Source organism: Streptomyces sp. NPDC088147, from assembly GCF_044741565.1.
Classification (GTDB): domain Bacteria; phylum Actinomycetota; class Actinomycetes; order Streptomycetales; family Streptomycetaceae; genus Streptomyces.
Window position 1 is genome coordinate 104,769 of sequence record NZ_JBIUSY010000014.1, and the last position, 25,254, is coordinate 130,022.

Annotated in this window: 25 protein-coding genes; 17 read left to right on the plus strand and 8 right to left on the minus strand. The window is 72.1% G+C overall.

Annotated elements, in window-relative coordinates; all coding sequences use genetic code 11:
• Window positions 1-59 precede the first annotated feature (59 nt).
• From ACIOGX_RS36185 to ACIOGX_RS36195, 3 genes are all read left to right on the plus strand, one after another.
• Window positions 60-1,025: a DMT family transporter gene (locus tag ACIOGX_RS36185; RefSeq protein WP_401760973.1), complete on the plus strand. Its 966-nt coding sequence runs from the start codon at window positions 60-62 to the stop codon at window positions 1,023-1,025.
• Between the two features lie 175 nt (window positions 1,026-1,200).
• Window positions 1,201-1,989 (plus strand): metallophosphoesterase family protein, encoded by a 789-nt coding sequence (locus ACIOGX_RS36190; RefSeq protein ID WP_356512260.1) that lies wholly within the window; start codon window positions 1,201-1,203, stop codon window positions 1,987-1,989.
• 49 nt (window positions 1,990-2,038) lie between these two features.
• The gene (locus ACIOGX_RS36195) at window positions 2,039-2,371 is read left to right on the plus strand and encodes a hypothetical protein (protein ID WP_356512258.1); all 333 of its coding nucleotides are present in this window, start codon (window positions 2,039-2,041) and stop codon (window positions 2,369-2,371) included.
• A 145-nt stretch (window positions 2,372-2,516) separates the two neighbouring features.
• Here the strand turns inward: ACIOGX_RS36195 and sodN are convergent, their stop codons facing one another.
• On the minus strand, window positions 2,517-2,912 hold the full coding sequence (gene sodN, locus ACIOGX_RS36200) for a superoxide dismutase, Ni (RefSeq protein ID WP_030352782.1): 396 nt from the start codon (window positions 2,910-2,912) through the stop codon (window positions 2,517-2,519).
• Window positions 2,913-3,062: 150 nt separating this feature from the next.
• Here sodN and sodX point away from each other — a divergent pair, with 150 nt between their 5' ends.
• Window positions 3,063-3,479, plus strand: a complete 417-nt coding sequence (gene sodX / locus ACIOGX_RS36205; protein WP_356512248.1) for a nickel-type superoxide dismutase maturation protease — start codon at window positions 3,063-3,065, stop codon at window positions 3,477-3,479.
• On the opposite strand, the gene ACIOGX_RS36210 is transcribed toward sodX, so the two are convergent.
• Complete coding sequence (locus ACIOGX_RS36210) at window positions 3,383-4,012, minus strand: CGNR zinc finger domain-containing protein (RefSeq protein WP_356512246.1); 630 nt, start codon at window positions 4,010-4,012, stop codon at window positions 3,383-3,385. The two genes, sodX and ACIOGX_RS36210, sit on opposite strands and share 97 nt — an antisense overlap.
• A 90-nt stretch (window positions 4,013-4,102) precedes the next feature.
• Here ACIOGX_RS36210 and ACIOGX_RS36215 point away from each other — a divergent pair, with 90 nt between their 5' ends.
• Window positions 4,103-4,903, plus strand: a complete 801-nt coding sequence (locus tag ACIOGX_RS36215; RefSeq protein ID WP_356512244.1) for a class I SAM-dependent methyltransferase — start codon at window positions 4,103-4,105, stop codon at window positions 4,901-4,903.
• A gap of 105 nt (window positions 4,904-5,008) precedes the next feature.
• On the opposite strand, the gene ACIOGX_RS36220 is transcribed toward ACIOGX_RS36215, so the two are convergent.
• Genes ACIOGX_RS36220 through ACIOGX_RS36230 form a run of 3 tightly spaced genes read right to left on the minus strand, consistent with a single transcriptional unit; the run spans window position 5,009 to window position 7,726 of the window.
• Window positions 5,009-5,761, minus strand: a complete 753-nt coding sequence (locus ACIOGX_RS36220; RefSeq protein WP_129770882.1) for an amino acid ABC transporter ATP-binding protein — start codon at window positions 5,759-5,761, stop codon at window positions 5,009-5,011.
• 5 nt (window positions 5,762-5,766) lie between these two features.
• Complete coding sequence (locus ACIOGX_RS36225) at window positions 5,767-6,717, minus strand: amino acid ABC transporter permease (protein ID WP_129770378.1); 951 nt, start codon at window positions 6,715-6,717, stop codon at window positions 5,767-5,769.
• 43 nt (window positions 6,718-6,760) lie between these two features.
• Complete coding sequence (locus tag ACIOGX_RS36230) at window positions 6,761-7,726, minus strand: ABC transporter substrate-binding protein (protein ID WP_356512242.1); 966 nt, start codon at window positions 7,724-7,726, stop codon at window positions 6,761-6,763.
• Window positions 7,727-8,257: 531 nt separating this feature from the next.
• Here ACIOGX_RS36230 and ACIOGX_RS36235 point away from each other — a divergent pair.
• The 6 genes from ACIOGX_RS36235 (at window position 8,258) to ACIOGX_RS36260 (ending at window position 14,009) form a co-directional block, all read left to right on the plus strand.
• Window positions 8,258-9,487, plus strand: coding sequence for an NADP-dependent malic enzyme (locus ACIOGX_RS36235; RefSeq protein WP_356512240.1), 1,230 nt, complete (start codon window positions 8,258-8,260; stop codon window positions 9,485-9,487).
• A gap of 597 nt (window positions 9,488-10,084) precedes the next feature.
• The gene (locus ACIOGX_RS36240; protein ID WP_356512238.1) at window positions 10,085-10,606 is read left to right on the plus strand and encodes a phosphoesterase; all 522 of its coding nucleotides are present in this window, start codon (window positions 10,085-10,087) and stop codon (window positions 10,604-10,606) included.
• Entirely contained in the window at window positions 10,603-12,162 is a 1,560-nt protein-coding gene (locus ACIOGX_RS36245; RefSeq protein ID WP_356512236.1) for an alkaline phosphatase D family protein, read from the plus strand. Before ACIOGX_RS36240 ends, ACIOGX_RS36245 begins: the two co-directional genes overlap by 4 nt.
• Before the next feature lie 74 nt (window positions 12,163-12,236).
• Complete coding sequence (locus ACIOGX_RS36250) at window positions 12,237-13,190, plus strand: zinc-binding dehydrogenase (RefSeq protein ID WP_356512234.1); 954 nt, start codon at window positions 12,237-12,239, stop codon at window positions 13,188-13,190.
• 49 nt (window positions 13,191-13,239) lie between these two features.
• The gene (locus ACIOGX_RS36255; RefSeq protein ID WP_030355647.1) at window positions 13,240-13,449 is read left to right on the plus strand and encodes an HTH domain-containing protein; all 210 of its coding nucleotides are present in this window, start codon (window positions 13,240-13,242) and stop codon (window positions 13,447-13,449) included.
• On the plus strand, window positions 13,449-14,009 hold the full coding sequence (locus ACIOGX_RS36260; protein ID WP_356512231.1) for a Clp protease N-terminal domain-containing protein: 561 nt from the start codon (window positions 13,449-13,451) through the stop codon (window positions 14,007-14,009). Before ACIOGX_RS36255 ends, ACIOGX_RS36260 begins: the two co-directional genes overlap by 1 nt.
• 294 nt (window positions 14,010-14,303) lie before the next feature.
• On the opposite strand, the gene ACIOGX_RS36265 is transcribed toward ACIOGX_RS36260, so the two are convergent.
• Window positions 14,304-15,230 (minus strand): helix-turn-helix transcriptional regulator, encoded by a 927-nt coding sequence (locus ACIOGX_RS36265; RefSeq protein WP_356512229.1) that lies wholly within the window; start codon window positions 15,228-15,230, stop codon window positions 14,304-14,306.
• A gap of 2 nt (window positions 15,231-15,232) precedes the next feature.
• On the minus strand, window positions 15,233-16,135 hold the full coding sequence (locus tag ACIOGX_RS36270; protein ID WP_401760982.1) for a DUF4097 family beta strand repeat-containing protein: 903 nt from the start codon (window positions 16,133-16,135) through the stop codon (window positions 15,233-15,235).
• A gap of 171 nt (window positions 16,136-16,306) precedes the next feature.
• Between ACIOGX_RS36270 and ACIOGX_RS36275 the strand changes: the two genes are divergently transcribed.
• The gene (locus ACIOGX_RS36275) at window positions 16,307-17,113 is read left to right on the plus strand and encodes a hypothetical protein (RefSeq protein WP_383975006.1); all 807 of its coding nucleotides are present in this window, start codon (window positions 16,307-16,309) and stop codon (window positions 17,111-17,113) included.
• 63 nt (window positions 17,114-17,176) lie between these two features.
• Here the strand turns inward: ACIOGX_RS36275 and ACIOGX_RS36280 are convergent, their stop codons facing one another.
• Window positions 17,177-17,359, minus strand: coding sequence for a DUF6104 family protein (locus tag ACIOGX_RS36280; protein WP_003961784.1), 183 nt, complete (start codon window positions 17,357-17,359; stop codon window positions 17,177-17,179).
• Between the two features lie 163 nt (window positions 17,360-17,522).
• Here ACIOGX_RS36280 and ACIOGX_RS36285 point away from each other — a divergent pair, with 163 nt between their 5' ends.
• The 5 genes from ACIOGX_RS36285 (at window position 17,523) to fxsA (ending at window position 25,120) form a co-directional block, all read left to right on the plus strand.
• The gene (locus ACIOGX_RS36285) at window positions 17,523-18,107 is read left to right on the plus strand and encodes a CU044_2847 family protein (RefSeq protein ID WP_356512223.1); all 585 of its coding nucleotides are present in this window, start codon (window positions 17,523-17,525) and stop codon (window positions 18,105-18,107) included.
• On the plus strand, window positions 18,104-20,188 hold the full coding sequence (locus tag ACIOGX_RS36290; protein ID WP_356512221.1) for a trypsin-like peptidase domain-containing protein: 2,085 nt from the start codon (window positions 18,104-18,106) through the stop codon (window positions 20,186-20,188). The genes ACIOGX_RS36285 and ACIOGX_RS36290 overlap by 4 nt, the downstream gene beginning before the upstream one ends.
• Before the next feature lie 106 nt (window positions 20,189-20,294).
• Window positions 20,295-21,371: an AAA family ATPase gene (locus ACIOGX_RS36295; protein ID WP_401918965.1), complete on the plus strand. Its 1,077-nt coding sequence runs from the start codon at window positions 20,295-20,297 to the stop codon at window positions 21,369-21,371.
• A 7-nt stretch (window positions 21,372-21,378) separates the two neighbouring features.
• A complete protein-coding gene (locus ACIOGX_RS36300; RefSeq protein WP_401918967.1) occupies window positions 21,379-24,774 on the plus strand; it encodes an SAV_2336 N-terminal domain-related protein in 3,396 nt (1,131 codons plus the stop codon).
• 73 nt (window positions 24,775-24,847) lie between these two features.
• Window positions 24,848-25,120 (plus strand): FxSxx-COOH cyclophane-containing RiPP peptide, encoded by a 273-nt coding sequence (gene fxsA / locus ACIOGX_RS36305; protein WP_401918969.1) that lies wholly within the window; start codon window positions 24,848-24,850, stop codon window positions 25,118-25,120.
• Window positions 25,121-25,254 lie beyond the last annotated feature (134 nt).

Below are 25,254 nucleotides of genomic sequence, written 5' to 3' on the forward strand. Positions count from 1 at the left end.
ATGAGTAAACCGATCTGTATACCCAGCTGGCCCCTCCTCCCTCCGGGCGGTGCCCCGGGATGAACCTCCTCCTCTCGGCCGCGTTCGTGCTCTGTTGGAGCTCCGGCTTCATCGGGGCGAAGCTCGGGGCGGGCAGTGCCGACGCGGTGACGATCCTGATGTGGCGGTTCCTGCCGCTCGCCGCCGTCCTGGGGCTGGTCGCGGTCACCCTCACCCGTAACGCCTGGCGCGGACTGACCGCGCGCGCCGTGCTGCGGCAGGCGGCGATCGGCGCGCTGTCGCAGAGCGGCTATCTCCTCACCGTGTACTACGCGATCCAGCTCGGTGTCTCCAGCGGTACGACCGCGCTGATCGACGGCACCCAGCCCCTGGTCGCCGGGGCCCTGGCCGGCCCGTTGCTGGGCCAGTACGTCTCGCGACGGCAGTGGCTCGGACTCGGCCTCGGGGTGGCGGGCGTCGCCCTCGTCACCGTGGCCGATGCGACGGCCGCGGCCACCGGGACCGTGGAGTCCTGGGCGTACGCGGTGCCGTTCCTCGGGATGTTCTCACTGGTCGCGGCGACCTTTCTGGAGGGCCGCTCACCGACCCGTACCGCCCCCTCGGTCGCCATGACGATCCACTGCGCCACCAGCGCCGTCGTCTTCACCGTGCTCGCCGCGGCCTCCGGAGCGGCGGCCCCGCCCGCCGAGGCGTCCTTCTGGACGGCCATCGCGTGGCTGGTCGTCCTGGCGACCTTCGGCGGCTACGGCCTGTACTGGCTGGTCCTGCGGCGCTCCGGGGTGACCGAGGTCAACACGCTCATGTTCCTCATGGCGCCGGTCACGGCGGTGTGGGGCGCGGCGATGTTCGACGAACCCTTCGGCGTACAGACAGCCGCCGGCCTCGCGGCCGGCCTGGTCGCGGTGACGGTCGTACGGCGCGGGACGAGGGGCGCGGGGCGGCCGGAGGACAGGGTGGCGGAACCGGCCCCGGCTGAGCGGGCAGGAACCCGTGCCGGTGTCCCGCGGGCGGCTCCCGAGGAGTGACGACGGCTCACCGCGCGGCCGTGCCCGGCCTGTTCCCGCCGCAGGGCCACGCGCACACGGCGATCGCACGGGACAACCGGCGGAGAGCACGGCCGTGGCCGAGCCCCCCGACGCTCCACTTCCGCGCGGAGCGAACGCACCGTCATCCGGCGTCGGCCGGCGCGACAGTGAGGGCATGCCACCGACAGCCCCGCCCGGCCGCGTAGCCGTCCTCTCCGACATCCACGGGGTCCTTCCGGCACTGGAAGCGGTGCTCGCCGAACCGGAGGTCGCCGCCGCCGAACGCGTCGTGATCACCGGCGACATCGCCGCCGGCCCGCAGCCGGCCGAGGTACTGGACCTGCTGACGGGCCTGGGCGACCGGGCCGTACTGATCGGCGGCAACGCCGACCGCGAACTGGTCGAACTGCGTGGCGGAAAGCGCCCGGTGACCACCGACGCCATCACCGCGTGGGCGGCCGGCCGGCTGCGCGACGACCACCTCGCGCTGCTGGCAGGTCTGCCGCGTACCCGATGCCTGCCCGTGGCCGGCCTGGGCGATGTCCTGTTCTGCCACGCCACCCCGCGCGACGACGAAGAGGTCGTCCTCGTCGACTCCCGGCTCGCCCGCTGGACGGACGTCTTCGAAGGACTCGGCGAGCACATCCGTACGGTCGTGTGCGGCCACACCCACATGCCCTTCGTACGCCTCGCCCACGGCCGCCAGGTCATCAACCCGGGCAGTATCGGCATGCCCTACGGACGCCCCGGCGCGCATTGGGCCCTGCTCGGACCGGGCGTCGAACTACGCGTCACCCCCTTCGACATCGCCGCCGCGATCGCCCGGCTGACGGCGGAATCCGGCTACCCGGACATCGAGGAATGGGCGGACTACTACCTCCACGCCCGCGCGAGCGACGCCGACGCACTCACCGTCTTCGGCCCCCGCGACGGCCGTACGGCGGCCGATGTCAGTGCCCCCTGAGATGCTGCCCCCATCGGCGCGCGGAGACGCACGGAGACAGGAGGAGCCGATGGGCTTCACGGACGAGATCTGGCACGTCGTCTCACGCCACGACGAACAGCCGGTGGGCGACATCGCCATCGGGGAAGCGGACTTCCCCTGGCTCAGCGGCCACTTCACCCCGGGCCCCGCGTTCCCCGCCCTGAAGCCCCTGTTCGACCGCGAACTGGCCCTCCTGGACAGCGTGAACGAAGAGCCCGACGCCTGGGAGGCGGCGTACGACGACGTGGTACGCGCGGTCGCCCTGGTGTCCCCGGACGGCCCGGTGCCGGAGTTCCTCCTCCACATCCGGAACGACCAAGCCTGGTTCCGCTGGAGCGACACCCCGTTCCCCGACGCCTGAACGCGGTGCTCTTCCCGTCTCACGGTGCCCGAAAAAGCGACCGCACCCGGTCCGGCAGGGGCTCCGGTATGGAGTCCTGCGGGCCGGGTGCGGCCGGAAAGCGCTGCGTGTGGTGTAACCGCAGGTCAAGCGGCATGATCGGCGATCAGGCCTTCTTCGTCTCCCAGAAGATCTTGTCGATCTGGGCGATGTAGTCCAGGGCCTTCTGGCCCGTGGCCGGGTCCTTCGAGCCCTTCGCGGTCGACAGCGCCTTGAGGGTGTCGTTGACCAGCTGGTGCAGCTCCGGGTACTTCTCGAAGTGCGGGGGCTTGAAGTAGTCGCTCCAGAGCACCGAGACGTGGTGCTTCGCGAGCTCGGCGCGCTGCTCCTTGATGACCGTCGCGCGCGCCTGGAAGTGGGCGTCGTCGTTGCCCTGCATCTTCTCCTGGACGGCCTTGACCGACTCGGCCTCGATGCGGGCCTGGGCCGGGTCGTACACGCCGCAGGGGAGGTCGCAGTGGGCGCTGACCTTCACCTTGGGGGCAAACAGGCGGGAAAGCATGGAGCTGTCCTTCCTCGTGATCGTCTTCTCAGGTGGGACATTACTCCGTGAGAAGCGTGTTTTCGCGGGTGCCCCCTGGGGCTTAGGACAAAAGTCCGGGGTCAGGATGGGACCGGTGGCGGAACGTACCGTGGGACCGGGAGGTGCCGAATGGCGGAGCACGGGCGGGAGCCGAAGGTGTCGTTGGGGATCGCCGAGGTGATGGGGCCGTCCATGTATCCGACGCTCAGACACGGCGATCAGCTCCTCGTGCAGTATCGCGCCCCCCTCAAGCCGGGCGATGTGGCGGTGCTCAAACATCCGCTGCAACAGGACCTGCTCATCGTGAAGCGGCTGGTCGAGCGCCGCGACGGCGGCTGGTGGGTGCTCGGGGACAATCCGGGGGCCGAGGGGGACAGCCGGGTGTTCGGCGCGGTGCCCGAGGAGCTGCTGCTGGGGCGGGTCCGGGCGCGGTACCGGCCGCTGGGGGATCAGCGGTCGGCGCGCGCGGTGGTGTCCTGGCTGGTGTCGGCGCTGCGGCCGGTGCTGGCCGAGCGCTCGGTCTCCAGGCGTTTGCGGGCCCGGTAGGCGGCGACGTTGGCGCGGGTCGCGCAGCGGTCCGAGCAGTAGCGGCGCGACCGGTTGGTGGACGTGTCCAGATAGGCGTTGCGGCAGGGCGCCGCCTGGCACAGGCCGAGCCGGTCGACGCCGTATTCCGTCAGATGGAACGCGAGCCCCATCGCCGCCGTCGCCGCGAATCCGGCCGTCGCGTTGGAGGGGTGGTCCGCGAGGTGCATGTGCCAGCGCGGATGGCCCTCGTCGTCGAGGAAGTCATGGCCGGAGATCTGCGGGCTGACCGGGAATTCGAGCAGCAGTGAGTTGAGCAGGTCCACCGCCTGGGTGGCCTCGCCCGCGTCGGCGGCGGTGAAGACCGCGCGCAGCCGGGCCCGTACCGACCGGAAGCGGGTGACGTCCGCGTCGGTGGCGCGGCGGGCCGCCTGCGAGCTGGGGCCGAAGAGGGCGCGGACGGCCTCGACCGAGGTCAGGGTGTCCGTACCGCGGGCCGGTTCCTCGGTGTTGACCAGTCGTACGGCGGAGTCCGAGTAAGAGGCCAGTTCCACTTGTAGTCCTTACGGAAGCGGTCTAGGGTCTGGAGGAAAAGCGGTGTAATGGCTGGTTGTGCTTCTAGGGTATTACGGAGGAGGGTTTCCATGACGGAGACGGGAACCGCGAGTGCGGGAACCACGGCTGCGGGGACCACGGCTGCGGGGGCCGACTGGCGCGGCTGGCAGGAGAGCTGGGACCGCCAGCAGGAGTGGTACATGCCCGACCGCGAGGAGCGCTTCCGGGTCATGCTGGACATGGTCGAGGCCGCGGTGGGCCCCGAGCCGAGAGTGCTCGATCTCGCCTGCGGCACGGGAAGTATCACGGACAGGCTGCTCCGCCGGTTCCCCGGAGCGACCAGCACCGGCGTCGACCTCGACCCCGCGCTCCTCGCCATCGCCCGCGGCTACTTCGCCGGGGACGAGCGCGTGAGCTTCGTGACCGCCGACCTCAAGGACCCGGGCTGGACGGCGCTCCTGCCGGGCGGCACGTACGACGCCGTACTCACCGCGACCGCCCTCCACTGGCTGCGCGCCGAGCCGCTCGCGGTGCTGTACGGGCAGCTCGCGGGCCTGGTCAGGGACGGCGGCGTGGTCATGAACGCCGACCATATGACGGACGGCTCCACCCCCAGGATCAACGCGATCGAGCGCGCCCACCGGCATGCCGGAATGGACCGAGCCAAGGCCGCGGGCGCCCTCGACTGGGCGGACTGGTGGGAGCTGGCCGGCCGGGACCCGGTCCTCGCGGGACCGACCGCCGAGCGTTTCAGGATCTACGGCGAACACGCGGAAGGCGATACTCCATCCGTGGACTGGCACGCGCGGACGCTGCGCGACGCGGGCTTCGACGAGGTACGGACGGTCTGGTCCTCACCGTCCGACTCCCTCCTCCTCGCGCTCAAGTAGGCGGCGGACCGGGCGGGGCGGAGCTGAGCCGGACCGGGGCCGGTACACGCGTGAGGGGCGGTACGGACGGGTCCGTGCCGCCCCTCACGCGTGCCGCACCACCTTCTACAGCACCTTCGACAGGAACGACTTCGTCCGGTCGTGCTGAGGGTTCGTCAGCACCTCGCGCGGATGGCCCGATTCGACGACCACACCGTCGTCCATGAAGACCAGCGCGTCACCGACCTCCCGCGCGAAGCCCATCTCATGGGTGACCACGATCATCGTCATGCCGTCCTGCGCCAGATCGCGCATCACATCGAGCACATCGCCCACCAGCTCCGGGTCGAGCGCCGACGTGGGCTCGTCGAAGAGCATCAGCTTGGGCTCCATCGCCAGCGCGCGGGCGATCGCCACCCGCTGCTGCTGGCCGCCGGAGAGCTGCGACGGATAGCTGCCGGCCTTGTCGGAGAGCCCGACCCGGTCCAGCAGCCGCTCGGCACGGGCGCGGGCCACGGCCTTCGCCTCGCCGCGCACCTGGACCGGCGCCTCCATGATGTTCTCGACCGCCGTCATATGCGGAAAGAGATTGAAGCGCTGGAAGACCATGCCGATGTCCCGGCGCTTCCTGGCGACCTCGCTGTCCTTCAGCTCGTACAGCTTGTCGCCCTTCTGCCGGTAGCCGACCAGCTCGCCGTCGACCGACAGCCGGCCCGCGTTGATCTTCTCCAGGTGGTTGATGCACCGCAGGAAGGTCGACTTGCCGGAGCCGGACGGGCCGATCAGACAGAAGACCTCGCGCGGGGCGACCTCCAGATCGATGCCCTTGAGGATGTGGGCGGCGCCGAAGGACTTGTGTACGCCCTCGGCCTTCACCATCTGGGTCATGCCATGCCTCCCTTGGGCCGGCCGAGGGACAGCAGGTTGACGCGGACGCGCTGGAACGGGGTCATCGACAGGCTGCGGCTCGACCCGCGCGCGTAGTGCCGCTCCAGGTAGTACTGGCCGATGCTGAGCACCGACGTCAGGATCATGTACCAGGCCGCCGCCAGGAACAGCATCTCCACCGTGGCGCCCGAGGTCTGCGCCACGTTCTGGGTCGAGCGCAGCAGCTCGGTGTACTGCACCGCCACCGCCAGCGACGAGGTCTTCAGCATGTTGATGACCTCGTTGCCCGTGGGCGGCACGATCACGCGCATCGCCTGGGGCACGACGACCCGGCGCAGCGTCTTGGCGTGGCTCATGCCCAGCGCGTGCGCCGCCTCGGTCTGGCCCTCGTCGACCGCCTGGAGGCCGGCCCGGCAGATCTCCGCCATGTACGCCGCCTCATTGAGCCCGAGGCCCAGCAGCGCGCACAGGAACGGGGTCATGAACGAGGACCACTCGTCCTTGTAGACGGGCCCGAGGTTGATGTACTCGAAGACGATGCCCAGGTTGAACCAGACCAGCAGCTGGACGTAGACCGGCGTGCCGCGGAAGAACCAGATGTAGAACCAGGCGATGGCGGACGTCACCGGGTTCTTGGAGAGCCGCATCACCGCCAGCACGATGCCGAGCACCACCCCGAGGAGCATCGCGAGCACCGTGATGATCACGGTGTTCTTGACGCCGGTCAGGATCTGGCCGTCGAAGAAGTAGTCGGGGATGGCGCCCCAGTTCACATCCGCCTGGGCGAACGCGTACACGAGCGCGACCAGCACGCCGAGCGCGACGACCGCGGACACGTACCGCCCGTAGTGCCGCACCGGAATCGCCTTGATGGATTCCGGTGCGGTGGACGACACGTCCCGCGGGCCTTCCTTGGGGTCGTCCGACTTGTCGATGTCAACCGTCACGGATGTTGCCTCTGCCTTTCAGAGCCTTCGAGTGGGCGCGGAATCAGGAACCGCCGTTGAGCTTGGCTTCCTTGACCGCGCCGTCCGCGACGCCCCACTTGGCGATGACCTTGTCGTACTCGCCGTTCTTGATGATCGCGTCCAGCGCCGACTGGAGGGCCTTCGTCAGCGGGTTGTTCTTGGCGACGGCGATACCGTACGGAGCCGCCTCGACCTGCTCACCGACCAGCTGGAAGTCATTGCCGCCGCCCGAGGTCTTCACCGCGTACGCCGCGACCGGGAAGTCACTGGAACCGGCGTCCGCGCCGCCGCCGCGCAGCCGGGTCTGCGCCTCCAGGTCGTTGTCGAAGGCCTCCAGCGTGATCTTGCCCTTGCCGGCCTGCGTGCACTTCCCGCTCTCGGCCTTGGCCAGATCGTGGGAGACGGTGCCGCGCTGGACGACCATCTTCTTGCCGCAGAGGTCGGACCAGGTGGTGATGCCCTTGTCGTCGCCCTTCTTGGTGTAGATCGAGACACCGGCCGTGAAGTAGTCCACGAAGTCGACGCCCTCGCCGACCTTCTTGCCGGTGTCGCCGTCCACACCGTTCTGCCGGTCCTTCGTGTCCGTCATGGCCGACATGGCGATGTCGTACCGCTTGGACCGCAGACCGGTCAGCAGGGTGTCGAAGGTGCCGTTCTCGAACTCGAACTTCACGCCGAGCTGCTTGCCGAGCGCATCGGCGAGATCCGGGTCGATGCCGACGGTCTTGCCGGACTTGTCCTTGAATTCCACCGGCGGGTACGCGATGTCCGAGCCGACCTTGACGACGCCCTTGTCCTGGATCGCCTTCGGCAGCTGGTCGAAGAGCGGGGCCTTGGCCCCGGCGGAGGCACCGCTGTCCTTCTTCTTGGCGCCTTCGGTCTGGTCGCCGCAAGCGGTCAGCAGCAGGGTGCCCGCGACCGCGAGCGCGCCGACCGCGGCGATCCTGGACTTCGCGGCGGTCGTCCGGCGAGTGGTGCGTGCGGTCATGATCAGGATCCTCCGGCGGATGAGGGAGCTGCCAAATGGCCGAGCACGCGTCTTCGAGTGTCGCGACCGAGTGTGATTAGGGCATCTTGCCATTCGGACTGGCCCATTCAGGGGACCGGGCATGTCAAAATCGGGTAACGGGAGACCCCCTGCCCCCGGCGTGGCGGTACATCAAGACCGGACCATCTGCTGGAATACCTTCTTCCGGCCGGATAATCTCCGGCCCGTCTCTTTTCTGGGGCGTGGTTCATGCCGCTTATCGGAAGTGTCCGAATATTCGGCTATGAGTCATCTCACCGGGGAGATGCCGGGGAGATACGGACTCGTGGACGACGCGGTCCGTCCGGTAAGAAGGATGATTACACCCCTCATCCGGGGCTCAGGGCGCGTGTGCGGCGCGCCCGCGCGTAGTTGTCACCTTTCAGCGCCGAGCGGACCAACCCGGCGCGGATCGCGCACGCGGTGCCCACCCACCCCTCCTCAACCAGGAGCGGCAACCCTCAACTGATGAAGACTTAAGGGGTCATCCACATGGCAGCGGAGATTGTCAATCCTCGCAGCGACAGCGCCACCGACAACCAGGGCGGTACGGGGAGTGCTCCGGACGAGCCCTTCGATCCGGCCTTCGCGCTGCACCGCGGCGGCAAGATGGCCATCCAGGCCACCGTGCCGGTGCGTGACAAGGACGATCTGTCCCTCGCGTACACCCCCGGCGTCGCGAAGGTGTGCAGCGCGATCGCCGAGCGGCCCGAGCTGGTGCACGACTACACCTGGAAGTCGCAGGTCGTCGCCGTCGTGACGGACGGTACGGCGGTGCTCGGACTCGGCGACATCGGGCCGGAGGCCTCGCTCCCCGTGATGGAGGGCAAGGCGATCCTGTTCAAGCAGTTCGGCGGGGTCGACGCGGTGCCGCTGGCGCTCGCGACCACCGACACGGACGAGATCATCGACACCGTCGTGCGGCTCGCGCCGTCCTTCGGCGGCGTCAACCTCGAAGACATCTCGGCGCCGCGCTGCTTCGAGATCGAGCGCAGGCTCCAGGAACGGCTGGACATCCCCGTCTTCCACGACGACCAGCACGGCACGGCCGTCGTGACGCTCGCGGCCCTGCGCAACGCCGCGAAACTGACGAAGCGCGAGCTCGGCGAGTTGCGCGCCGTGATCTCGGGCGCGGGGGCGGCCGGGGTCGCCATCGCCAAGTTCCTGCTGGAGGCGGGCATCGGCGATGTCGCGGTCGCCGACCGCAGGGGCGTCGTCAGCCGCGACCGCGACGACCTCACCGACGTCAAGCGCGAACTGGCCGAGATCACCAACCGCGCCGGGCTCTCCGGCTCGCTGGAATCCGCGCTCTCCGGCGCGGACGTCTTCATCGGCGTCTCCGGCGGCACGGTCCCGGAGCCGGCGGTCGCGTCGATGGCGCCGGGCGCGTTCGTCTTCGCGATGGCCAACCCGAACCCGGAGGTCCACCCGGACATCGCGCACCAGTACGCGTCCGTCGTGGCCACCGGGCGTTCGGACTACCCGAACCAGATCAACAACGTGCTCGCCTTCCCGGGGATCTTCGCGGGCGCGCTCCAGGTCCGGGCGTCCCGGATCACGGAGGGCATGAAGATCGCGGCGGCGAACGCGTTGGCCGACGTGGTCGGCGAGGAGCTGGCGGCGGACTACGTCATTCCGTCGCCGTTCGACGAGCGGGTGGCCCCGGCGGTGACGGCGGCGGTGGCGGCGGCGGCGCGAGCGGAGGGCGTGGCGCGGCGGTAGCCGTCCGGCGGCGCGCCGTCCGGCGGGGGCCGGTTGTGGTCCGGGGCGCGTTTCGGCTGGGGCCGGTTTCCGCGTGCGGGCTGCTCGGTGTGGGTTGTGGTCCGGGGTGCGGTCGTCTTTGGCCGGGGCCGGTGGTGCGGTGCGGGTTGCCGCCGGGGTGCGCTCCGGGGCTCGCGTCCGGGACTGCATGCTGTGCTTTTCCGGGGGACACCCCCGGACCCCCGTACGGCGCGCAGCTGCCCTGACGATGGTTCGGGCGTTCGCGCGCCACACATCACGCTCTACGTCCCGGACACGACCCCTGCGCGCCCCCCTTCACCGCCCGCACAAGCGGCCCGGCCGTGCGCGAGGGCGGGCGGGGGAGGCGGCGGCACCAGGCCCGACACGGCCGTGCGCGGGGGCGAGTGGGCCTGTCGGCATCACGACGGACCCCCACCCGCCCCCGCCGGAGGCGCACTGCGCGCGCAACCCATACGCCGCCCCTGGTTCATGACCGCCTGTTGTGATGCCCTGTGACGACTGTCGACTCAGGAGGCGCTTGTGAACCTGCTCGTCAATGGTGACGCCGAGCGTGGGCCCGGAGGGAGCGCCGAGCCCGTGTCCGCCGTTCACGGATGGGTCGTACGGGAAGGCGCGCCCGCGCTCGTCGGGTACGACGTCGGGAACGGCTATCCCACCCTCGCCGACCCCGGCCCCGCACACCGTGGCAGCCGGTTCTTCTCCGGCGGGAACAGCCCGCGCACCGCGCTCGTCCAGGACGTCCCGCTGCCCGTCGGCGGGCCGGTCGGCCGCGCCGCCGTGGACGCCGGGCGGGTGCGGTACGCCGTTTCCGGGTGGCTCGGCGGGTACGCCACGCAGGAGGACGGCGCCAGGCTGTCGGTCGAGTTCCGCGACGGCAGGGGCACACCCGTCGCCCTGTCCGTGCTCGGCCCGGTCACCGCGGCCGAACGCGGCGGCCGCACCGCGCTGGTCGAGCGGAGCGCGCAGGCCGCCGTGCCGCCCGGCGCCCGGTCCGCGCGGGTGCTGCTCGTCTTCACCCGGTCCGGCTCCGGGGTCTCCAACGACGGTTACGCCGACGCGATAGCGCTGACTCTGACGGCCTCGGGGGGACGGGCATGAAACTGAACCGACGCGATCTGCTCAAGGCGGCCGGAGCCGCCGGAGCGCTCAATGTGGTCTGGCCGCTGAGCGCCGGGCTCTCGCCCGCGCGGGCCCGCGAGGCCGCCGAGGCGCTCGGCTCGACGTACGACGCCGCTCCTTTCACGCTCGGCGTCGCCTCGGGCGATCCGCAGCCCACGAGCGTGGTGCTGTGGACGCGCCTCGCGCCCGAGCCGTTCGCCGAGCCCGGTGAACAGCCGCTGCCGGAGGTCGTCGAGGTGCGCTGGGTCGTGGCCGAGGACCGGGCGCTGCGCCGGGTCGTCGCCCAGGGCACGGCCCCCGCGTCCGCGACGCTCGGGCACAGCGTGCACGTACCGGTCCACGGCCTGCGTCCGGGCCGCGCGTACTGGTACGCGTTCACCGCGCTGGGCCGTACCAGCAGGCTCGGCAGGACCAGGACCGCGCCCTCGGGACGCGTGGGGAGCGTCCGCTTCGCCACGGCCAACTGCCAGAACTACCCGCAGGGTTACTACGCGGCGCTGCGCGGGATCGCGCGTGAGCGGCTGGACTTCGTCGTCCATCTCGGCGACTACATCTACGAGTACGGGCCCGAGGGCGGCGATGTCGTCCGCGACAACAACGGCCCGATGATCTACACGCTCGCCGACTACCGCAAGCGCCACGCGCTCTACAAGGGCGATCCGTCGCTGCGCGAGGCGCACGCGGCCCATCCCTGGTTCCTGACCTGGGACGACCACGAAGTCGCCAACGACTACAGCGGCACGGGCGGCGGGGCGCCGTTCCTCCAGCGCAGGGCCGCCGCCTACCAGGCGTGGTACGAGCATCTGCCGCACCGCGACGCCGGTGACTCCGCCCTGCCCGACCCGGACATCCACCGGGTACGCCGCTGGGGCGATCTGCTGGAGCTGGCCGTGCTGGATCTGCGGCAGTACCGCTCCGCGCAGAACCTCCCCGACGGCACGATCCTCGGCGCCGACCAGAAGGCGTGGCTCAAGCGGACCGTCGACCGCGCCCCCGACTCCTGGCACATCTGGGCCAACTCGATCATGCTCAGCCAGCTGCGCGGCTCGCCCGGCGGCTCGTACATGTTCACCGACCAGTGGGACGGCTTCCTCGCCGAGCGCAAGGAGGTGCTCGGCCATGTCCGTACGAGCGGTCTGGAGGACCTCGTCGTCCTCACGGGGGACTGGCACTCGGCGTTCGTCGATGACATCAGGCCGGACTACGACGACACGGAATCGCCCGTCATCGGTACGGAGTTCACGGCGCACTCGGTGACGTCCAGCGCGTACGACCCGGAGTGGAACGCGACCAACGGCCCGCTCATGGGCCGGGCCAATCCGCACCTCCAGTACTTCGAGGGAAACCGCTACGGCTACGACGTGTACGAGGTGACACCGGAGCGCTTCACCACCCATATGCGGGTGATCGAGGACCGCCGGGATCCGGCCTCGCCCGTGTCCACGCTGACCACCTTCCACGTGGACCGGGGAACGGCGGGCGCGTACGAGGACCCGGCGACGAGGAACTCGCCCGCGCAGTACCGCAGGGACTGATCCGGGGCGCGGGACGCGTGTCACACCGCGCGTACGGTTCCACCGCGTCCCGCGTCCGCTCTATCGTCAAGGTCATGTTCGCCGCCTACGCAGCCCGTATTGACCGCGACCACCCCCTCAACGGCCTTGAGCTGGGCGAACGCCCCGCGCCCGAGGTACGCCCCGGCTGGACCACCGTCACGGTGAAGGCCGCCTCGCTCAACCACCACGATCTGTGGTCGCTGCGCGGGGTCGGCCTGCCCGAGGGCAAGCTGCCGATGATCCTCGGCTGTGACGCCGCCGGTCTCGACCCGGACGGCAACGAGGTCGTCGTGCACTCGGTGATCGGCGGAGGTGACCACGGCGCCGAGCCCCGTTCGATCCTCACCGAGCACTACCAGGGCACGTTCGCCGAGCAGGTCACCGTGCCCGCCGGGAACGTGCTGCCCAAGCCACCGGAGCTCACCTTCGAACAGGCCGCCTGTCTGCCGACCGCCTGGCTGACCGCGTACCGGATGCTGTTCACCAACGCCGGTGTGCGGCCCGGGGATTCGGTCCTCGTCCAGGGCGCCGGCGGCGGGGTCGCCACGGCGGCCATCGTCCTCGGCAGCGCCGCGGGGCTACGGGTGTACGCGACCAGCCGCGACGAGGCCAAACGGGCGCGCGCGGTCGAACTGGGCGCGCTGGAGGCGTACGAGCCGGGCGCGCGGCTGCCGCACCGGGTGGACGCCGTCATCGAGACGGTCGGCGCCGCGACGTGGTCACACTCCATCAAGTGCCTCCGGCGCGGCGGCACGCTGGTGATCTCGGGCGCCACGAGCGGTGACCGTCCGGCGCACGCCGAGCTGACCCGGATCTTCTTCCTGGAGCTGAGGGTCGTCGGCTCGACGATGGGGTCGAGGGACGAGCTGGAGGACCTGCTCGCCTTCTGCGCGGTGAAGGGCGTACGCCCGGTGATCGACGAGGTGCTGCCGCTGGAGCGGGCGCGGGAGGGCTTCGAGCGGATGGCGGCGGGCGATCTGTTCGGCAAGGTCGTACTGACCCCCTGAGATGTCAACGTGTGTTGACAACGCCTCCCTGTCAACGTACGTTGACGTCATGACCGAAGCAACGGATCTCGCCGAGCGGGCGGGTGACCGCGACCCCCGGGTCGGGCTGAGAGCGGTCGCCGCGCTGCGGCGGCTGCTGGAGCAGCTCGAAGCCGTACAGGTACGCAGCGCCCGCAACCAGGGCTGGTCGTGGCAGGAGATCGCGGACGAGCTGGGCGTCAGCCGGCAGGCCGCGCACAAGAAGCACGGGAGGCAGTGATGTTCGAACGGTTCACCGAGGGCGCCCGCGGTGTGGTCACCGGGGCTGTCGGACACGCCGAGCGCACGGGAGCGGACACCGTCACCGATGAACACCTCCTGCTGGCGCTGCTCGACCAGCGGGGCACCCGCGCGTCCTTCGCGCTGGCCGCGCTCGGCATCACCGACCGGCGTGACTCCCTGGAGGACGCGTTCGCCCAGGCGCGCAGGCGGGGCGGGCTGACGCAGGCGGACGCGGACGCGCTGGCCGGGATCGGGATCGACGTGGGGGAGATCGTCGCGAAGGTCGAGGAGGCCCACGGCGAGGGCGCGATGCGGGTCGGCAGGAAGCCGAGACGATGGTGGTCGGGGCACGGGGGGTTCACCCCGGCGGCGAAGGCCACGCTGGAGAAGTCACTCCGGATCGCGCTGGGCCGCGGCGACCGCCACATCGGCGACGAACACCTCCTGCTCGCGCTGACGGCGCGGCCGGGGGTGGTGTCGGAGGTCCTGGCGGACCACGGGGCGACGTACGCGGCGGTGGAACGCGCGATGTTCGGCGGCCTGTCGAAGGCGAGCTGAGTCCGGGCCGGGCCCGGAACGCCCGCCACGGCATCGACCGGGCGGGACCTGGTCGGTGGCGGGCGGTGAAGGGGGGCGCGCAGGGGTCGCGTCCGGGACGTAGAGCGTGATTTGTGGCGCGCGAACGCCCGAACCATCGTCGGGGCTGCTACGCGCCGTAAATCATGCAGTCCCGGACGCGAGCCCCGGAGCGCACCCCGGCGACAACCCGCACACAACCACCGGCCCCCGCCGAAACGCCCCCGCCGAAACGCACCGCGGACAACGCCCCCGCCGAAACGCCCCCGCCCCCCGTCACCCGTTGCGCATGCGCAACACCGCATCGATGCGCGTCGCCGCCGCCGACAAGTGCCCCCTCGCCTCCGTCAGTTGCGCCTCCGTCACCCCGTTGTCCCGCGCCGCGTCCCGGATGTCGTCGCGGAAGCGGTCCAGCAGCCGGTCCAGGTCGCGTGCCGGGTCGCCCGTCCGCGGGGTGTCCGCCGCCCAGCCCGGGTCGGGCTCCGCCTGCTGGGCGGGCTGCGGTTTACGGGTGGACCAGGCCGTGCCGGCCAGGCCGCTCAGCTGGTCGGCCAGTTCCGACATGCCCTCGCGTACGGCGCTCGGCCAGTCGCCCCGCACGAAGTGGTCCTGGACCTGGTCCTGGACCTGCTTCGCGATGCGCTCCACCGTCTCGCGGGTCTGCTGCGCGTCCTCGCGGGCCCGGCGGGACTCGTCCTTCGCGCGGCGGGCCTGCTCCTTCCACTCCTGCTTCGCGCGCTTGAGTTCCTCCTTGGCCGCGCGCCAGGAGTCGTTGTCCCCGAAGGCCGACTCCCAGTCCGTCCGCGTACCGCCCTTGCGGGTCTCGGAGGCCGCCGCGCGCATCTCGCTGCGCAGCTGGCCCGCCGCGCCCCGTACGTCGTCACGGATCTCCGCGGCCAGCTCGGCCACGGACTCGCGGATCTCCAGCTCCAGGTCGGCCAGCTCGCCCCCGCGGCCCGCCAGTTCGGCGCGGCCCGCGTCGGTGATCGAGTAGACCTTGCGGCCGCCTTCGGTGGCGTGCGTGACGAGGCCCTCGGCCTCCAGCTTGGCCAGCCGGGGGTAGACCGTGCCGGCGGACGGTGCGTACAGGCCCTGGAAGCGTTCCTCCAGGAGGCGGATCACCTCGTAGCCGTGGCGCGGCGCCTCGTCGAGGAGCTTGAGCAGGTAGAGGCGGAGTCGGCCGTGGGCGAAGACCGGAGGCATGGTCAGAGCTCCTTCGTGTCGGACGGCGCGGTGCCGGCCCGGGAGGGGGCGGGAGAGTCGTACGGGCCGTCCTCCGCCGGTGGCCTTCTCAGCAGCGCGATCGAGCCGGACACCGTGGTCGCCTTGAGCGTGCCGGTGCCCGCCCCCAGTGTGCCGGTGATCTTGTGCGCGCCCCACTGGCCGCTGACCCGCAGATCCTCGAACGCGTTGGAGACGGCGCCGCTCGCCGTGTTCACCTCGACCCGCGCGTCCGTGGGGTGCGGCAGCCGGATCGCGATCCCGCCCGAGACCGTCGTCAGCTTGATGTCGGTGGGCTCGCCCGTCGGGTCGACGTCCACGACCATGTCGCCGCTGACCGAGTCGGCCCGTACGGACGATCCCGCGCCCTCGACGACCGTCAGATCGCCCGAGACGGAGTGGAAGCGCAGCTCGCCGGTGACCGCCTGGGCCTCCACGTTGCCGGAGACCGTGTCGGCGCGCACCGCGCCGGACAGCCCCACGAGCGTGGTGTCGCCGCTGACGCCCCGGACGTCCGTACGCCCCCGTACCCCCGAGACCACGGCCCCCGCGCCGACCACCCCGACCTCGACCTCCGTGCCCGCGGGGACCGCGACGGAGACGACCGCGCTGCGGTGCCTGCCCTTGCGGTCCAGCCAGTTGAGGAAGCCCTTCCAGGGCAGGTCCTCGTAGGCGACCGTGAGCGTGGAACCGTCTCTGGTCACGATCAGCGGCGGGCCCTCGACCTGGGAGATCTCCAGATGGGCGCCGCCCTGTTCGTTCAGTACGGCCTCGTCCGTGCCGACGACGTTCACGGTCCCGTTGACCACCCGCACGTTGAGCGAGGTCACCGGGTCGTCGAAGGTGAGCTTTCTCGGCTCGGCGACTTCCCACGTCGACTCTGCCATGGTGCTGACCTCCTGAGGCCCGGCGGAACGCAACATATCGCGTCTCTTGGTGAACACGATATATCGCGGTTATCGGAAGTCAAGGCCGGGTGGCCGAACCCGTGGGGCGCGACGACGGCCGCCCGGCGGTCACAACGCCCATATCCCGGCAAAGTGCCCTAGCGTAAAGCTATGAACGCGACTTCCGTGGGGGCTCTCCTGCTCTGCCGGGCCGAGCCGGCGGTGGTACGGCCCGCCGCCCATCTGCTCCGCGAACGGCTGCTGCTCGCCCCGGCGGGCGAGGGCTGGACCGTGCTGGTGCCCGAGGGCAAGCCCTGGCTGCACGGCGGCGATCCGGTCGACCGGGTGGTCGTGAGCTGGGCCACCGCGCTCGCCGTCGGCTCCAACTGGCCGGTTCTCGCGCTGTGGTGGGACGCGGGCCGGGCCGGCTACACCCTGGCGGCCGGCTTCCGGCGCACCGTCGGCTATGTCTGGCTCGCGGACGGCACGCCCGCCGGGGAGGACGAGGCGATGCGTACGTTCGCGGCCCGCCTCGGCCTCGATCCCGTCCTGGATCTCCAGGCGCTGGAGCCGCTGACCCGTCAGGACCCGGCGGCGGACTCCCGGGCCAGGCTGCGCGCGCTGGCCGCGTTCCTCACCCGTACCGGCCTCATGCTTCCGGCGGGTCTCACCCCGGGCGAACCGGCCGACCGGCTGCGTGAGGTCGCACGGATCCAGCCGGACGCCGAGCCTCTCGAATGGGCCGGCTGGCGCGACACCGTACGGGCCGAGCTGGACGTGGTGGAGGACGGGCCGCTGGGCCCCTGGCTCCGCGGCCCCAAGGCGCGGCTGCTCGCCGCCGCCCAGCTCGCGACGGGCGTACCGCTGGTCCTCTGGGCGGCCCGCCGCCGGAGCGCCGGATGGGCCTTCGCGGGCGCACTGCTCGTCACGCACGGCGTGCTGGGACTCGCGTACGACCGGTTCCGCGCCCAGGAATGAGCGACGGGACGGCATACCGACGGCGTACCGGACGGCCGACCGGACGGCCGACCGGATGAGCGGCTATTCGTCCTCGTCCTCGTCGTCCAGCCGCGCCAGCCAGGTCGCGAGACGTTCGACCGGGACCTCGAAATCGGGATTGAGGTCGACGAACGTACGCAGCTGTTCGGCCAGCCACTCGAAAGTGACCTCCTCCTCGCCGCGCCGTTTCTCCAGTTCCTCGATCCCACGGTCGGTGAAGTACATGGAATCAGCCTAATGCCTGGTGAGCGGGGTGCGAGGACAGGGAACGAGGTCCCCGCCGCCGCGCAGAACCGTTCGGGTGCCCGCCGCCGTCCTTTCCCATGACCCTCGCGCCGGCCCTCTACTGCCGTTAATCTGCGGGGAATTGGGGGAAACGGGGGAAGTCATGGGTGATGACGAGGCCAATGTCACGCGTATCGAAATGCCGGACGGCACGCCCGTATGGGCCCGGATCTCGGGGGCCGCGGAACTGCGCCGACCTTCCGGGGGCCTGAGCTACGCGGACACCGGGTTCGCCGACCAGGTGCAGGCCCGGGTCGAGAGTCTGCAATCCGTCGTGACCAGCGTCGCGCGGTCTCTGGCCGGGCCTCTACGCGCGGTGCGTCCCGACGAGGTGAGTGTCGAGTTCGGCATCGAACTCACCGCCAAGTCCGGCAAGATCGTCGGACTGCTCGCGGACGGTGAGGCCAAGGGGGGCATCAAAGTCACCCTGACGTGGAACGACGGCGGTCCGCCCGCCGATCTCGCCGGGCCACGGCCGCTGGTGCCGTCCCAGACCGCGCCACCGCCACCGCCCGCCGCGCCACCGGCGGTGCCGTCGACGCCGCCGGCCGTCCCGCCCGCTGTCCCGTCCGCCGCGCCACCGGCCGTCCCGCCCGTCGCGCCGACCGCCGGTGGCACGCCCGGCGCACAACCCGGCGCACCGGCGCATCCCGACGGGCCCACGCCCCCGGCCGGGAGCGGAGCATGATCGACGGGCTCGGCCGGGGTGTGCCCGGGGCCTTCGGCGACGGCGGACTCGCCCTCCGCGACCTCGTCATGGCCGCCACCGTGCGCATCCATGGCCCGGACGGCGGGTATGACCCTGATGGGCCAAGCGGAAGCTTCCTGGGGAGCGGCTTCTTCATCGCCCCGAGCTGGGTTCTCACATGTGCGCATGTGGCGTTGCAGGGGGAGGGGCGGGACGTGACCGTGGTCTTCGAAACCGGTCCCCGAAGCGGCGAGACGGCGGTCGCGGGGGCCGTCGTGGCGGCGCTTCCCGAGGCGTCCCCCGGAGGTGCCGGTCCCGGCGCGGGCTGGCCGGCGCCCGATCTCGCGCTCGTCCGGCTCAGCAGGCCCGTCGACCACGCCTGTGTGTACGTGAGCGAGCGTCCCGCGAAGTTCTTCGGCGGCGAGCAGGTGCTCTACTCGGGCTGGACCGAGGTGGGCGGCCGGCTGAAGCGGCTCAGCGGGCAGTGCGCCGTCCAGGGCACGGTCGGCGGCTGGGCCGACTCCGACGAGCAGATGCGGCTCGGCGGGGATGTGCTGCCGCCGGGGGTCTCCGGCGGGCCCGCCGTCGATCTGCACCGCGGCGAAGTGGTCGGGGTGCTGAAGTCACAGCTCCTCGGCGCCATGGGCGGGACCTCCATCGCCATCGACCGGCTGCGTTCGCTGCCGGTCCCCGCCGCCATGGCCGGGGCGGAGTCGGACGACGACTACCAGGCGGTGTTCCACGCCCATGACCGCTACCACGCCGACCGGCACATCAGCCGGGTGGGCACCGACCGTACGTGGACCGATGTACAGAGCGCCCTCACCACCGGCGCCGACCGCGCGCTGACCCCGCAGCAGCGCGTCATGCTGCTCGGCAGGCTCGCCGAGCTGCCGCCGCCGGTCTCCACCCACAGCCTGCTCGATCTGCTCTTCCGGCTGCCCAATGTGCACTCCGTGGACCGCTATCCGGCGCCGCGCAGCTGGCGGGACGGGCTCGGGGCGCTCTACGAGACCCGCGGCGGGGAGGCCGCGCTCGAACTCGTCCTGCGCTACTGCATGAGCGTCATCTCCGCCGAGCGCCCCTATGTCACACACACCACCACGGCGGCCGAGGAGGCGCTGTGGGGCTGGGTGAAGCTGATCGCCGACGAGCGGCTCTCGCGGGAGTTCCGCAACGAGATCACCCGGCTGTGGTCGGCCGGACGCCACCGTACGGACCGCGAGCAGCGGCGGGCGGCCCCGGCCTACGGGGAGCGGCCACGGGAAGGGGAGCGCCCCTTCGTCCTGCTGGAGCTGGAGCCGCGCGGCTGGGAGCGGGACAGCTACGACTGGCGGGTGGGCGTCGCCCGGCACAGCGGAGAGGTGGTGCCGGTCGCCGAGGACAGCCGCGGCACCCCCGGCCACTCGCTGCGCACGCGTCTCACCGCCGCGCTGACCGAGGCGTTCCGCCGCTGCGACGAGCCGGACAGCCCCGCCATGCTCCAGGTGGCCGTCGTCCAGGCGCTGCTCGGTCTTGAGGTGGACGGCTGGCAGCTGTCGCCCGACGAGCCACCGCTCGGGGTCACGCGTCCGGTGGTCGTGCGCTGTTCGGACCAGGAGCCACCGCTCTCGGAGGACGAGGCGCGGGAGCGCAGGGCGCGCTGGAGCCGTACGTGGAGTGCGGCGATGCAGGCCGAGGTCATCGACTGCGAGGACGGATTGCGGGTACCCGTTCCTACGGAGGAGGGCCTGCGCTCTCTGGCGTACGAGACCGTGCCCGTGCTCTGCCGCTACGGCGACCGGCCCGACGGGGAGACCTCCGCCGGTCTGGCGCGGGTGGTACGCGGCGGCTTCCATGTCGCCCTGCTGCGACGCGGCATGGACCGTCCCGACGTGGTCTGCGCGGACTTCCACCGGGGCGCGGTGGCCACCGTCGCGGAGGCGGGCACCGCCGATCAGCTGCCGTGGAAGATCCAGGAACTGAGACAGGGAGTGCGCGCGGGCCGTACGGAGATGTTCTGGTCGGACGGAGTCGCGCTCTTCTACGACGATCCGCACCACCCGCTTCCCGGTTCCGGCCAGTTGCTGGAAGCGCCGTGAACCGCCCCGGCCATCGGCCTCTTACGGGGTCGGCGGCGGATCGCTACCGTGTGGCACGTTCGGCGGTTGCTGCCCCTGGCGGACGAGTGATGACGAGGAACACGCAATGAGTGAACCCAGCGAGTGGCTCATCTACCGAGGGGCCGGCGAGCCGCACGGAGGCATCACGCAGCTGCCTCCGCCGCCTCCCTGGCGGGACTTCGCGGGCCGCGGCGACAACTCCCCGCACGGCGAGGGCGGTACGGACGACGGCAGGGACGGCGGCGACGGCTCCGCCGACCGGCGGCTCGGCGGCTACCGGCACGAGGCGGAGCTGCACCGGCCGGGCGCCGAGGAGCTCGAAATGATCAACGCGGCCCTCTACTTGAGGCGCCCGCTGCTGGTCACCGGAAGCCCCGGCGCGGGCAAGAGCACGCTGGCCCACTCCGTCGCGCACGAACTGGGGCTCGGCAGAGTGCTGCGCTGGCCCATCGTCAGCAGGTCGGCCCTCCAGGACGGGCTGTACCACTACGACGCGATCGCCCGGCTCCAGGACGTGCAACTGGCCGCGCACAGCGCCGCGGGCACGAACGGCGCGGACGGTGCGGGCACGGACCGCCATGACCCGTCGGCGGACATCGGCAGCTATATCCGGCTCGGCCCGCTGGGCACCGCGCTGCTGCCCTCGGAGCAGCCCCGCGTGCTGCTCATCGACGAGCTGGACAAGAGCGACATCGATCTGCCGAACGACCTCCTCAATGTGCTGGAGGAAGGGGAGTTCGGCATTCCGGAGCTGGAGCGGATCGCCGACCGGCTGCCCGGCGGCGAGGCGGAGGTCCTCACCGACGACGGCAAGAAGGTGAAGATCAAGGGCGGCCGGGTGCAGTGCCGTGCCTTCCCGTTCGTCGTCCTCACCAGCAACGGCGAGCGCGACTTCCCGGCGCCCCTGATGCGCCGCTGTATCCACCTGGAGCTGGGCCGCCCCGACCACCAGCGGCTCGCCACGTTCGTACGGGCCCACCTCGGCGACGAGGCCGCGCGCGCCGGCGACGATCTGATCATCCACTTCCTGGAGCGCTCGCGCAGCGAACTGATCTCCACCGACCAGCTGCTGAACGCCATCTATCTCACCGACGCCGCCGCCCCGGCGGGTCGCGACCGTCTCGCCGACCTGCTCATCCAGCGACTCGACCGGCCGAGGTGATGCGCTGATGGCGGGCGGTGCGGCGGACCGTACGACGGACGACGGCCCGGCGGGCGGGCGGGCGCCGTACGGCGGCGCTCTGCTGACCGCGCTCGTCGCCCGGCTGCGCGAGGCCGGTCTCGACCCCGACGCCGAACAGATCTGCGACGCCCTCTGGCTGGCCGAGCAGACCGGACGCGGCCGGACGGGGCAGGGCCCCGGCGCGGACGGTACGGACGGTACGGACAGCGCCGAGTGGGCGCCCCCGGCCGGCGCGACGGCCGTGGCACCGGCGATCCTCACCGACCCCGCCCAGGCGGCCGAGCCGGAGGACGAGCCCGCGCCGGGGCCGGACCCCGGCGAGGAGGACGACCGCCGGATCTCGCTCTACCCCGTGCCGAGCCACGGCGTGCGGCGCACGCGGTACGGGCGCGGCGCCACCGCGCTCACCCTCGGGGTGCCCGCCGCCCCCGCGCTGCCCGCCCCCCTCGAACTCCAGCGCGCGTTACGGCCACTTCAGCGCTACCGGCCCGCCGCGCCGCCGTTGCGCCGTACCCTTGACGAGGTGGCGACAGTGGAACTCAGCGCTCGGGCCGGCGGGCTGATCATCCCGGTATTCCGCGGGGTGTCGCGGGCGGACGCGCTGCTCCAGTTCGTCATGGACGCCTCGTCGTCGATGCGCGTCTGGGAGCGCCTCTTCGCGGAACTCCAGCAGATATTCGGCCAGTTGGGCGCCTTCCGCGATGTACAGGTGCGCTATCTGCACCAAGGGCCCGACGGCGCGCCCGCCGTCAGCAGAAGCCCCGACCCGGCCGCCGCGCCGCTCAGCTCCGCCGACCGGCTCAGCGACCCGACCGGCCGCCGCGTCACCGTCGTCGTCAGCGACTGCGCGGGCCCGCTCTGGCACAGCGGACGCGCCCAGCGGCTGCTGCACCAGCTCGGCCGCCAGGCGCCCACCGCCGTACTGCAACCGCTGCCGCAGCGCATGTGGAACCGCACCCGGCTGCCCGTCTCCTACGGCGTGCTGTCCCGGGGCGAGGGGCCGGGCGGCGCGGCCGTGCTGAAGGTCGGCGGCGACGCCGCCACGGCGCCCGCCGCGCGGCCGGGCGCCCTCGCGATCCCCGTACTGCCCCCGGTCGCCGGCGCGCTCGACGCCTGGGCGCGACTGCTGTCGGGCACCGGCGCGGGCCAGATCTCCGGCGCGGTCGCCTGGGTGCGCGCCGACCAGCCCGCGGCGCCCGTGCCGCGCCGCGGCGACCGGATGTCCTCGCTCCAGCTGGTCAGCCGGTTCCGCTCGGCCGCCTCGCCGGCCGCCGGGCAGCTGGCCGTCTATCTCGCCGCCGCCCCGCTCTATCTGCCCGTGATGCAGCTGGTGCAGCGCACGATGCTGCCCGACTCGGGCCCGTCGGAACTGGCCGAGGTGCTGCTCAGCGGGCTGCTCTCGCGCAGCAAGGGCGACGGCGCGGACGACGGCCAGTGGTACGAGTTCGCGCCGGGCGTCCAGGACGCGCTGCTCGGACCGCTGGGACGGGACGAGGCGCTGCTCGTGCTCAAGCACTGCTCGGAGTACATCGAGCAGAGATTCGGCAGGGGCGGTCCCAACTTCCCGGCCCTGGCCCTGGCCCAGCTGGGCGACGGCGGTCGCGGCCCGTACCTCCCGCGCGGCGGTCCCGACGACGACGGCGCGTTTCGCGGCGAGGGCGAGACGGACATCGAGCCGGACGGCGAGAACGGCGACGCCGCGGAGAACGGCGGGCCGGAGGGCGGCGCGCGGCGCGCCCCCGACCCCTTCGCCGAGGTCGCGGCCCGGGTGCTCGAACGGTTCATGCCGCTGCCCCCGCCGTTCGCGCCGTACGGCGGCCAGGTCCTCGCCCCGCCCACCAACGACGCGGTGGAGAGCGCCCGCGGGCTGCTGCGCCAGTTCGACTCGGACAGCATGGTGCAGTATCTGATCGACGCCGTACAACTGCTGCGCGGCGCCACCGAGCGCGAGGAACCGGCGTCCGGCTCCGACCCCGAGCTGTGGGCTGAGTTCGCCCGCTGTCTGCTGCGGCTGTGGGAGGTCCAGGGCGGCGGCGGACTGCTGCGCGAGGCCGAACGCGCCGCCCAGAAGGCCGCCGCGCACCCCCGGGCCGTACGGGAACGGGCCGTGCTCGCCAAGGTGCTGCACGCCGCGGCCGACGACCGGCGGCGGCGCGGCGACCGGCGCGCCGCGCTGGAGCTGCTGCGCCGCGCCGACCGTGAGTACACCGTCGCCTGCGCGGCGCCGGGCCTGGAGCCCGGCGAGGCGCTGCGGCTGACCCTGGAGCGGGTGCGCGCCCTGGAGGAGCAGTGGCGGCTGGGCGGCGACAGCGCGCTGCTGCACGGCGCGATCGGCATGCTGGAGGCGTTCGCCGACGTCTGGCCCGACCAGGAGAACCGGCCGCCCGGCCTGCCGCTGGCCCATGGACGTACGCTGCTGCGGCTGTCCGGCGCGACCGGCGACCCCGAGCAGTCCCAGGTGTACGCGGGCCAGGCGGCGCGCTCGCTGCGCAGGGCGCTCGCCCCCGGCGGCCACACCGTCGGCACACAGGCCCGGATCCTGCTCGATCTGGTGGACGCGCTGCTGCGGTCGGGCGACGGGCTGGACGAGGCGGGGACGCTCGTCGAGCAGTCGCTGGTGACCGTACGGGACGAACGGCTGCTCGCCTCGCTCAGGACGAGGGCGGGCCGGGTGCGGGTCGCCCGGTACGAACGCTCCGGCGATCCGGGCGATCTGGAGGAGGCCGCCGAGTACTTCGCCCGTGCCTCGCGCGGAGTGCCCCGTGACTCCCGGGCCCACGCGGATCTGCTCGCCGAGTGGGGCAGCACCCTGCTGAGGCGCGCGGAACGGCCGGACGGCAGCCGGTACATCGGCGCGGCGGTACGGGTGCTGCGCGACTGCCGTACGGAAACGGTGCCCGGCGCCCGGCAGGCCGACCGGCTGCTGATGCTGGGGAAGGCCCTCATGCTGCGCCACCGGCTGGGCGGCGACCGGGTGGATCTGCGGGAGGCCGAGCATCTCTTCGGACTCGCGGCCCAGGAGGCGCGCGATCCGCTGACCGCCGCCCGTTGCTGGCTGGAACTGGGCCGCTCCCACTTCGACGCGCACCGGATCCTGCACCGGCCGACCCGGCTCGACGAGGCGGCCGAGGCGTTCAGGGACGCGGCGGACTCGGCCAGGACCGCGGAGACGGAGCAGGACAGTCCGCGACGGCGGCTGGAGGCCGTGGGGCTGCGCGCCGAGGCCAACCACTGGCGGGGCATGACCTACGAGGAGGCCGGAAGGCCCCGGGCCGCGCGCGAGGCGTACCGCGCGGCGCGTACGGAGTGGGGCAAGCTGCCGGACGGCGGCGGCGAGCGGGGGCGTTCGACGATGGAACGGCTGGCCGAGCTGGAGCGGTGAGGACCGGGCGCGTACGGGGTACGGAAGGGGTACGACCGGTACGACGGCACGGGCACGGCAACGGGGAGGCGTGATGGACGAGTTGGCACGGACGGCGCACACGACGGACGCCGCGCACACGGCGCACACGACGGACGCCCACGCGGACGCCGGCATGGCGGACGCGACGCGTACGACGGGCGTGGGCGCACCGGACGGCCCCGGCGGGCTGCCGGATCTGCTGGCGCTGGACCTGGAGGCACTGCGCACCCTCGACCACCCGGTCCTCGCCGAGGTGGTGGCGGATCTGCGGGACCGGGCCGAACAGCCCCGCGAGATGCTGTGGGGTTTCACCAACGCGTTCTGACCGGACGGATCCCGGCTCCGTCCGCGCCCCCCTTTCCCGTTCCCGCCCCCGTTTCCCGTTCCCGTCCCCGGGCCCGGACGCGCGGGTGTTTTCGGCCCGGGCCCCTTTTGAACAGGACAACCTGTCGCGCCACG

Bases quoted from the DNA above. Each gene is read 5' to 3' on its own strand.
- ACIOGX_RS36185 (WP_401760973.1), top strand. From the start codon at position 60: ATGAACCTCCTCCTCTCGGCCGCGTTCGTGCTCTGTTGGAGCTCCGGC.
- ACIOGX_RS36190 (WP_356512260.1), top strand. From the start codon at position 1,201: ATGCCACCGACAGCCCCGCCCGGCCGCGTAGCCGTCCTCTCCGACATC.
- ACIOGX_RS36195 (WP_356512258.1), top strand. From the start codon at position 2,039: ATGGGCTTCACGGACGAGATCTGGCACGTCGTCTCACGCCACGACGAA.
- sodN (WP_030352782.1), bottom strand. From the start codon at position 2,912: ATGCTTTCCCGCCTGTTTGCCCCCAAGGTGAAGGTCAGCGCCCACTGC.
- sodX (WP_356512248.1), top strand. From the start codon at position 3,063: ATGGCGGAGCACGGGCGGGAGCCGAAGGTGTCGTTGGGGATCGCCGAG.
- ACIOGX_RS36215 (WP_356512244.1), top strand. From the start codon at position 4,103: ATGACGGAGACGGGAACCGCGAGTGCGGGAACCACGGCTGCGGGGACC.
- ACIOGX_RS36220 (WP_129770882.1), bottom strand. From the start codon at position 5,761: ATGGTGAAGGCCGAGGGCGTACACAAGTCCTTCGGCGCCGCCCACATC.
- ACIOGX_RS36230 (WP_356512242.1), bottom strand. From the start codon at position 7,726: ATGACCGCACGCACCACTCGCCGGACGACCGCCGCGAAGTCCAGGATC.
- ACIOGX_RS36235 (WP_356512240.1), top strand. From the start codon at position 8,258: ATGGCAGCGGAGATTGTCAATCCTCGCAGCGACAGCGCCACCGACAAC.
- ACIOGX_RS36245 (WP_356512236.1), top strand. From the start codon at position 10,603: ATGAAACTGAACCGACGCGATCTGCTCAAGGCGGCCGGAGCCGCCGGA.
- ACIOGX_RS36250 (WP_356512234.1), top strand. From the start codon at position 12,237: ATGTTCGCCGCCTACGCAGCCCGTATTGACCGCGACCACCCCCTCAAC.
- ACIOGX_RS36255 (WP_030355647.1), top strand. From the start codon at position 13,240: ATGACCGAAGCAACGGATCTCGCCGAGCGGGCGGGTGACCGCGACCCC.
- ACIOGX_RS36260 (WP_356512231.1), top strand. From the start codon at position 13,449: ATGTTCGAACGGTTCACCGAGGGCGCCCGCGGTGTGGTCACCGGGGCT.
- ACIOGX_RS36265 (WP_356512229.1), bottom strand. From the start codon at position 15,230: ATGCCTCCGGTCTTCGCCCACGGCCGACTCCGCCTCTACCTGCTCAAG.
- ACIOGX_RS36270 (WP_401760982.1), bottom strand. From the start codon at position 16,135: ATGGCAGAGTCGACGTGGGAAGTCGCCGAGCCGAGAAAGCTCACCTTC.
- ACIOGX_RS36275 (WP_383975006.1), top strand. From the start codon at position 16,307: ATGAACGCGACTTCCGTGGGGGCTCTCCTGCTCTGCCGGGCCGAGCCG.
- ACIOGX_RS36280 (WP_003961784.1), bottom strand. From the start codon at position 17,359: ATGTACTTCACCGACCGTGGGATCGAGGAACTGGAGAAACGGCGCGGC.
- ACIOGX_RS36285 (WP_356512223.1), top strand. From the start codon at position 17,523: ATGGGTGATGACGAGGCCAATGTCACGCGTATCGAAATGCCGGACGGC.
- ACIOGX_RS36290 (WP_356512221.1), top strand. From the start codon at position 18,104: ATGATCGACGGGCTCGGCCGGGGTGTGCCCGGGGCCTTCGGCGACGGC.
- ACIOGX_RS36295 (WP_401918965.1), top strand. From the start codon at position 20,295: ATGAGTGAACCCAGCGAGTGGCTCATCTACCGAGGGGCCGGCGAGCCG.
- ACIOGX_RS36300 (WP_401918967.1), top strand. From the start codon at position 21,379: ATGGCGGGCGGTGCGGCGGACCGTACGACGGACGACGGCCCGGCGGGC.
- fxsA (WP_401918969.1), top strand. From the start codon at position 24,848: ATGGACGAGTTGGCACGGACGGCGCACACGACGGACGCCGCGCACACG.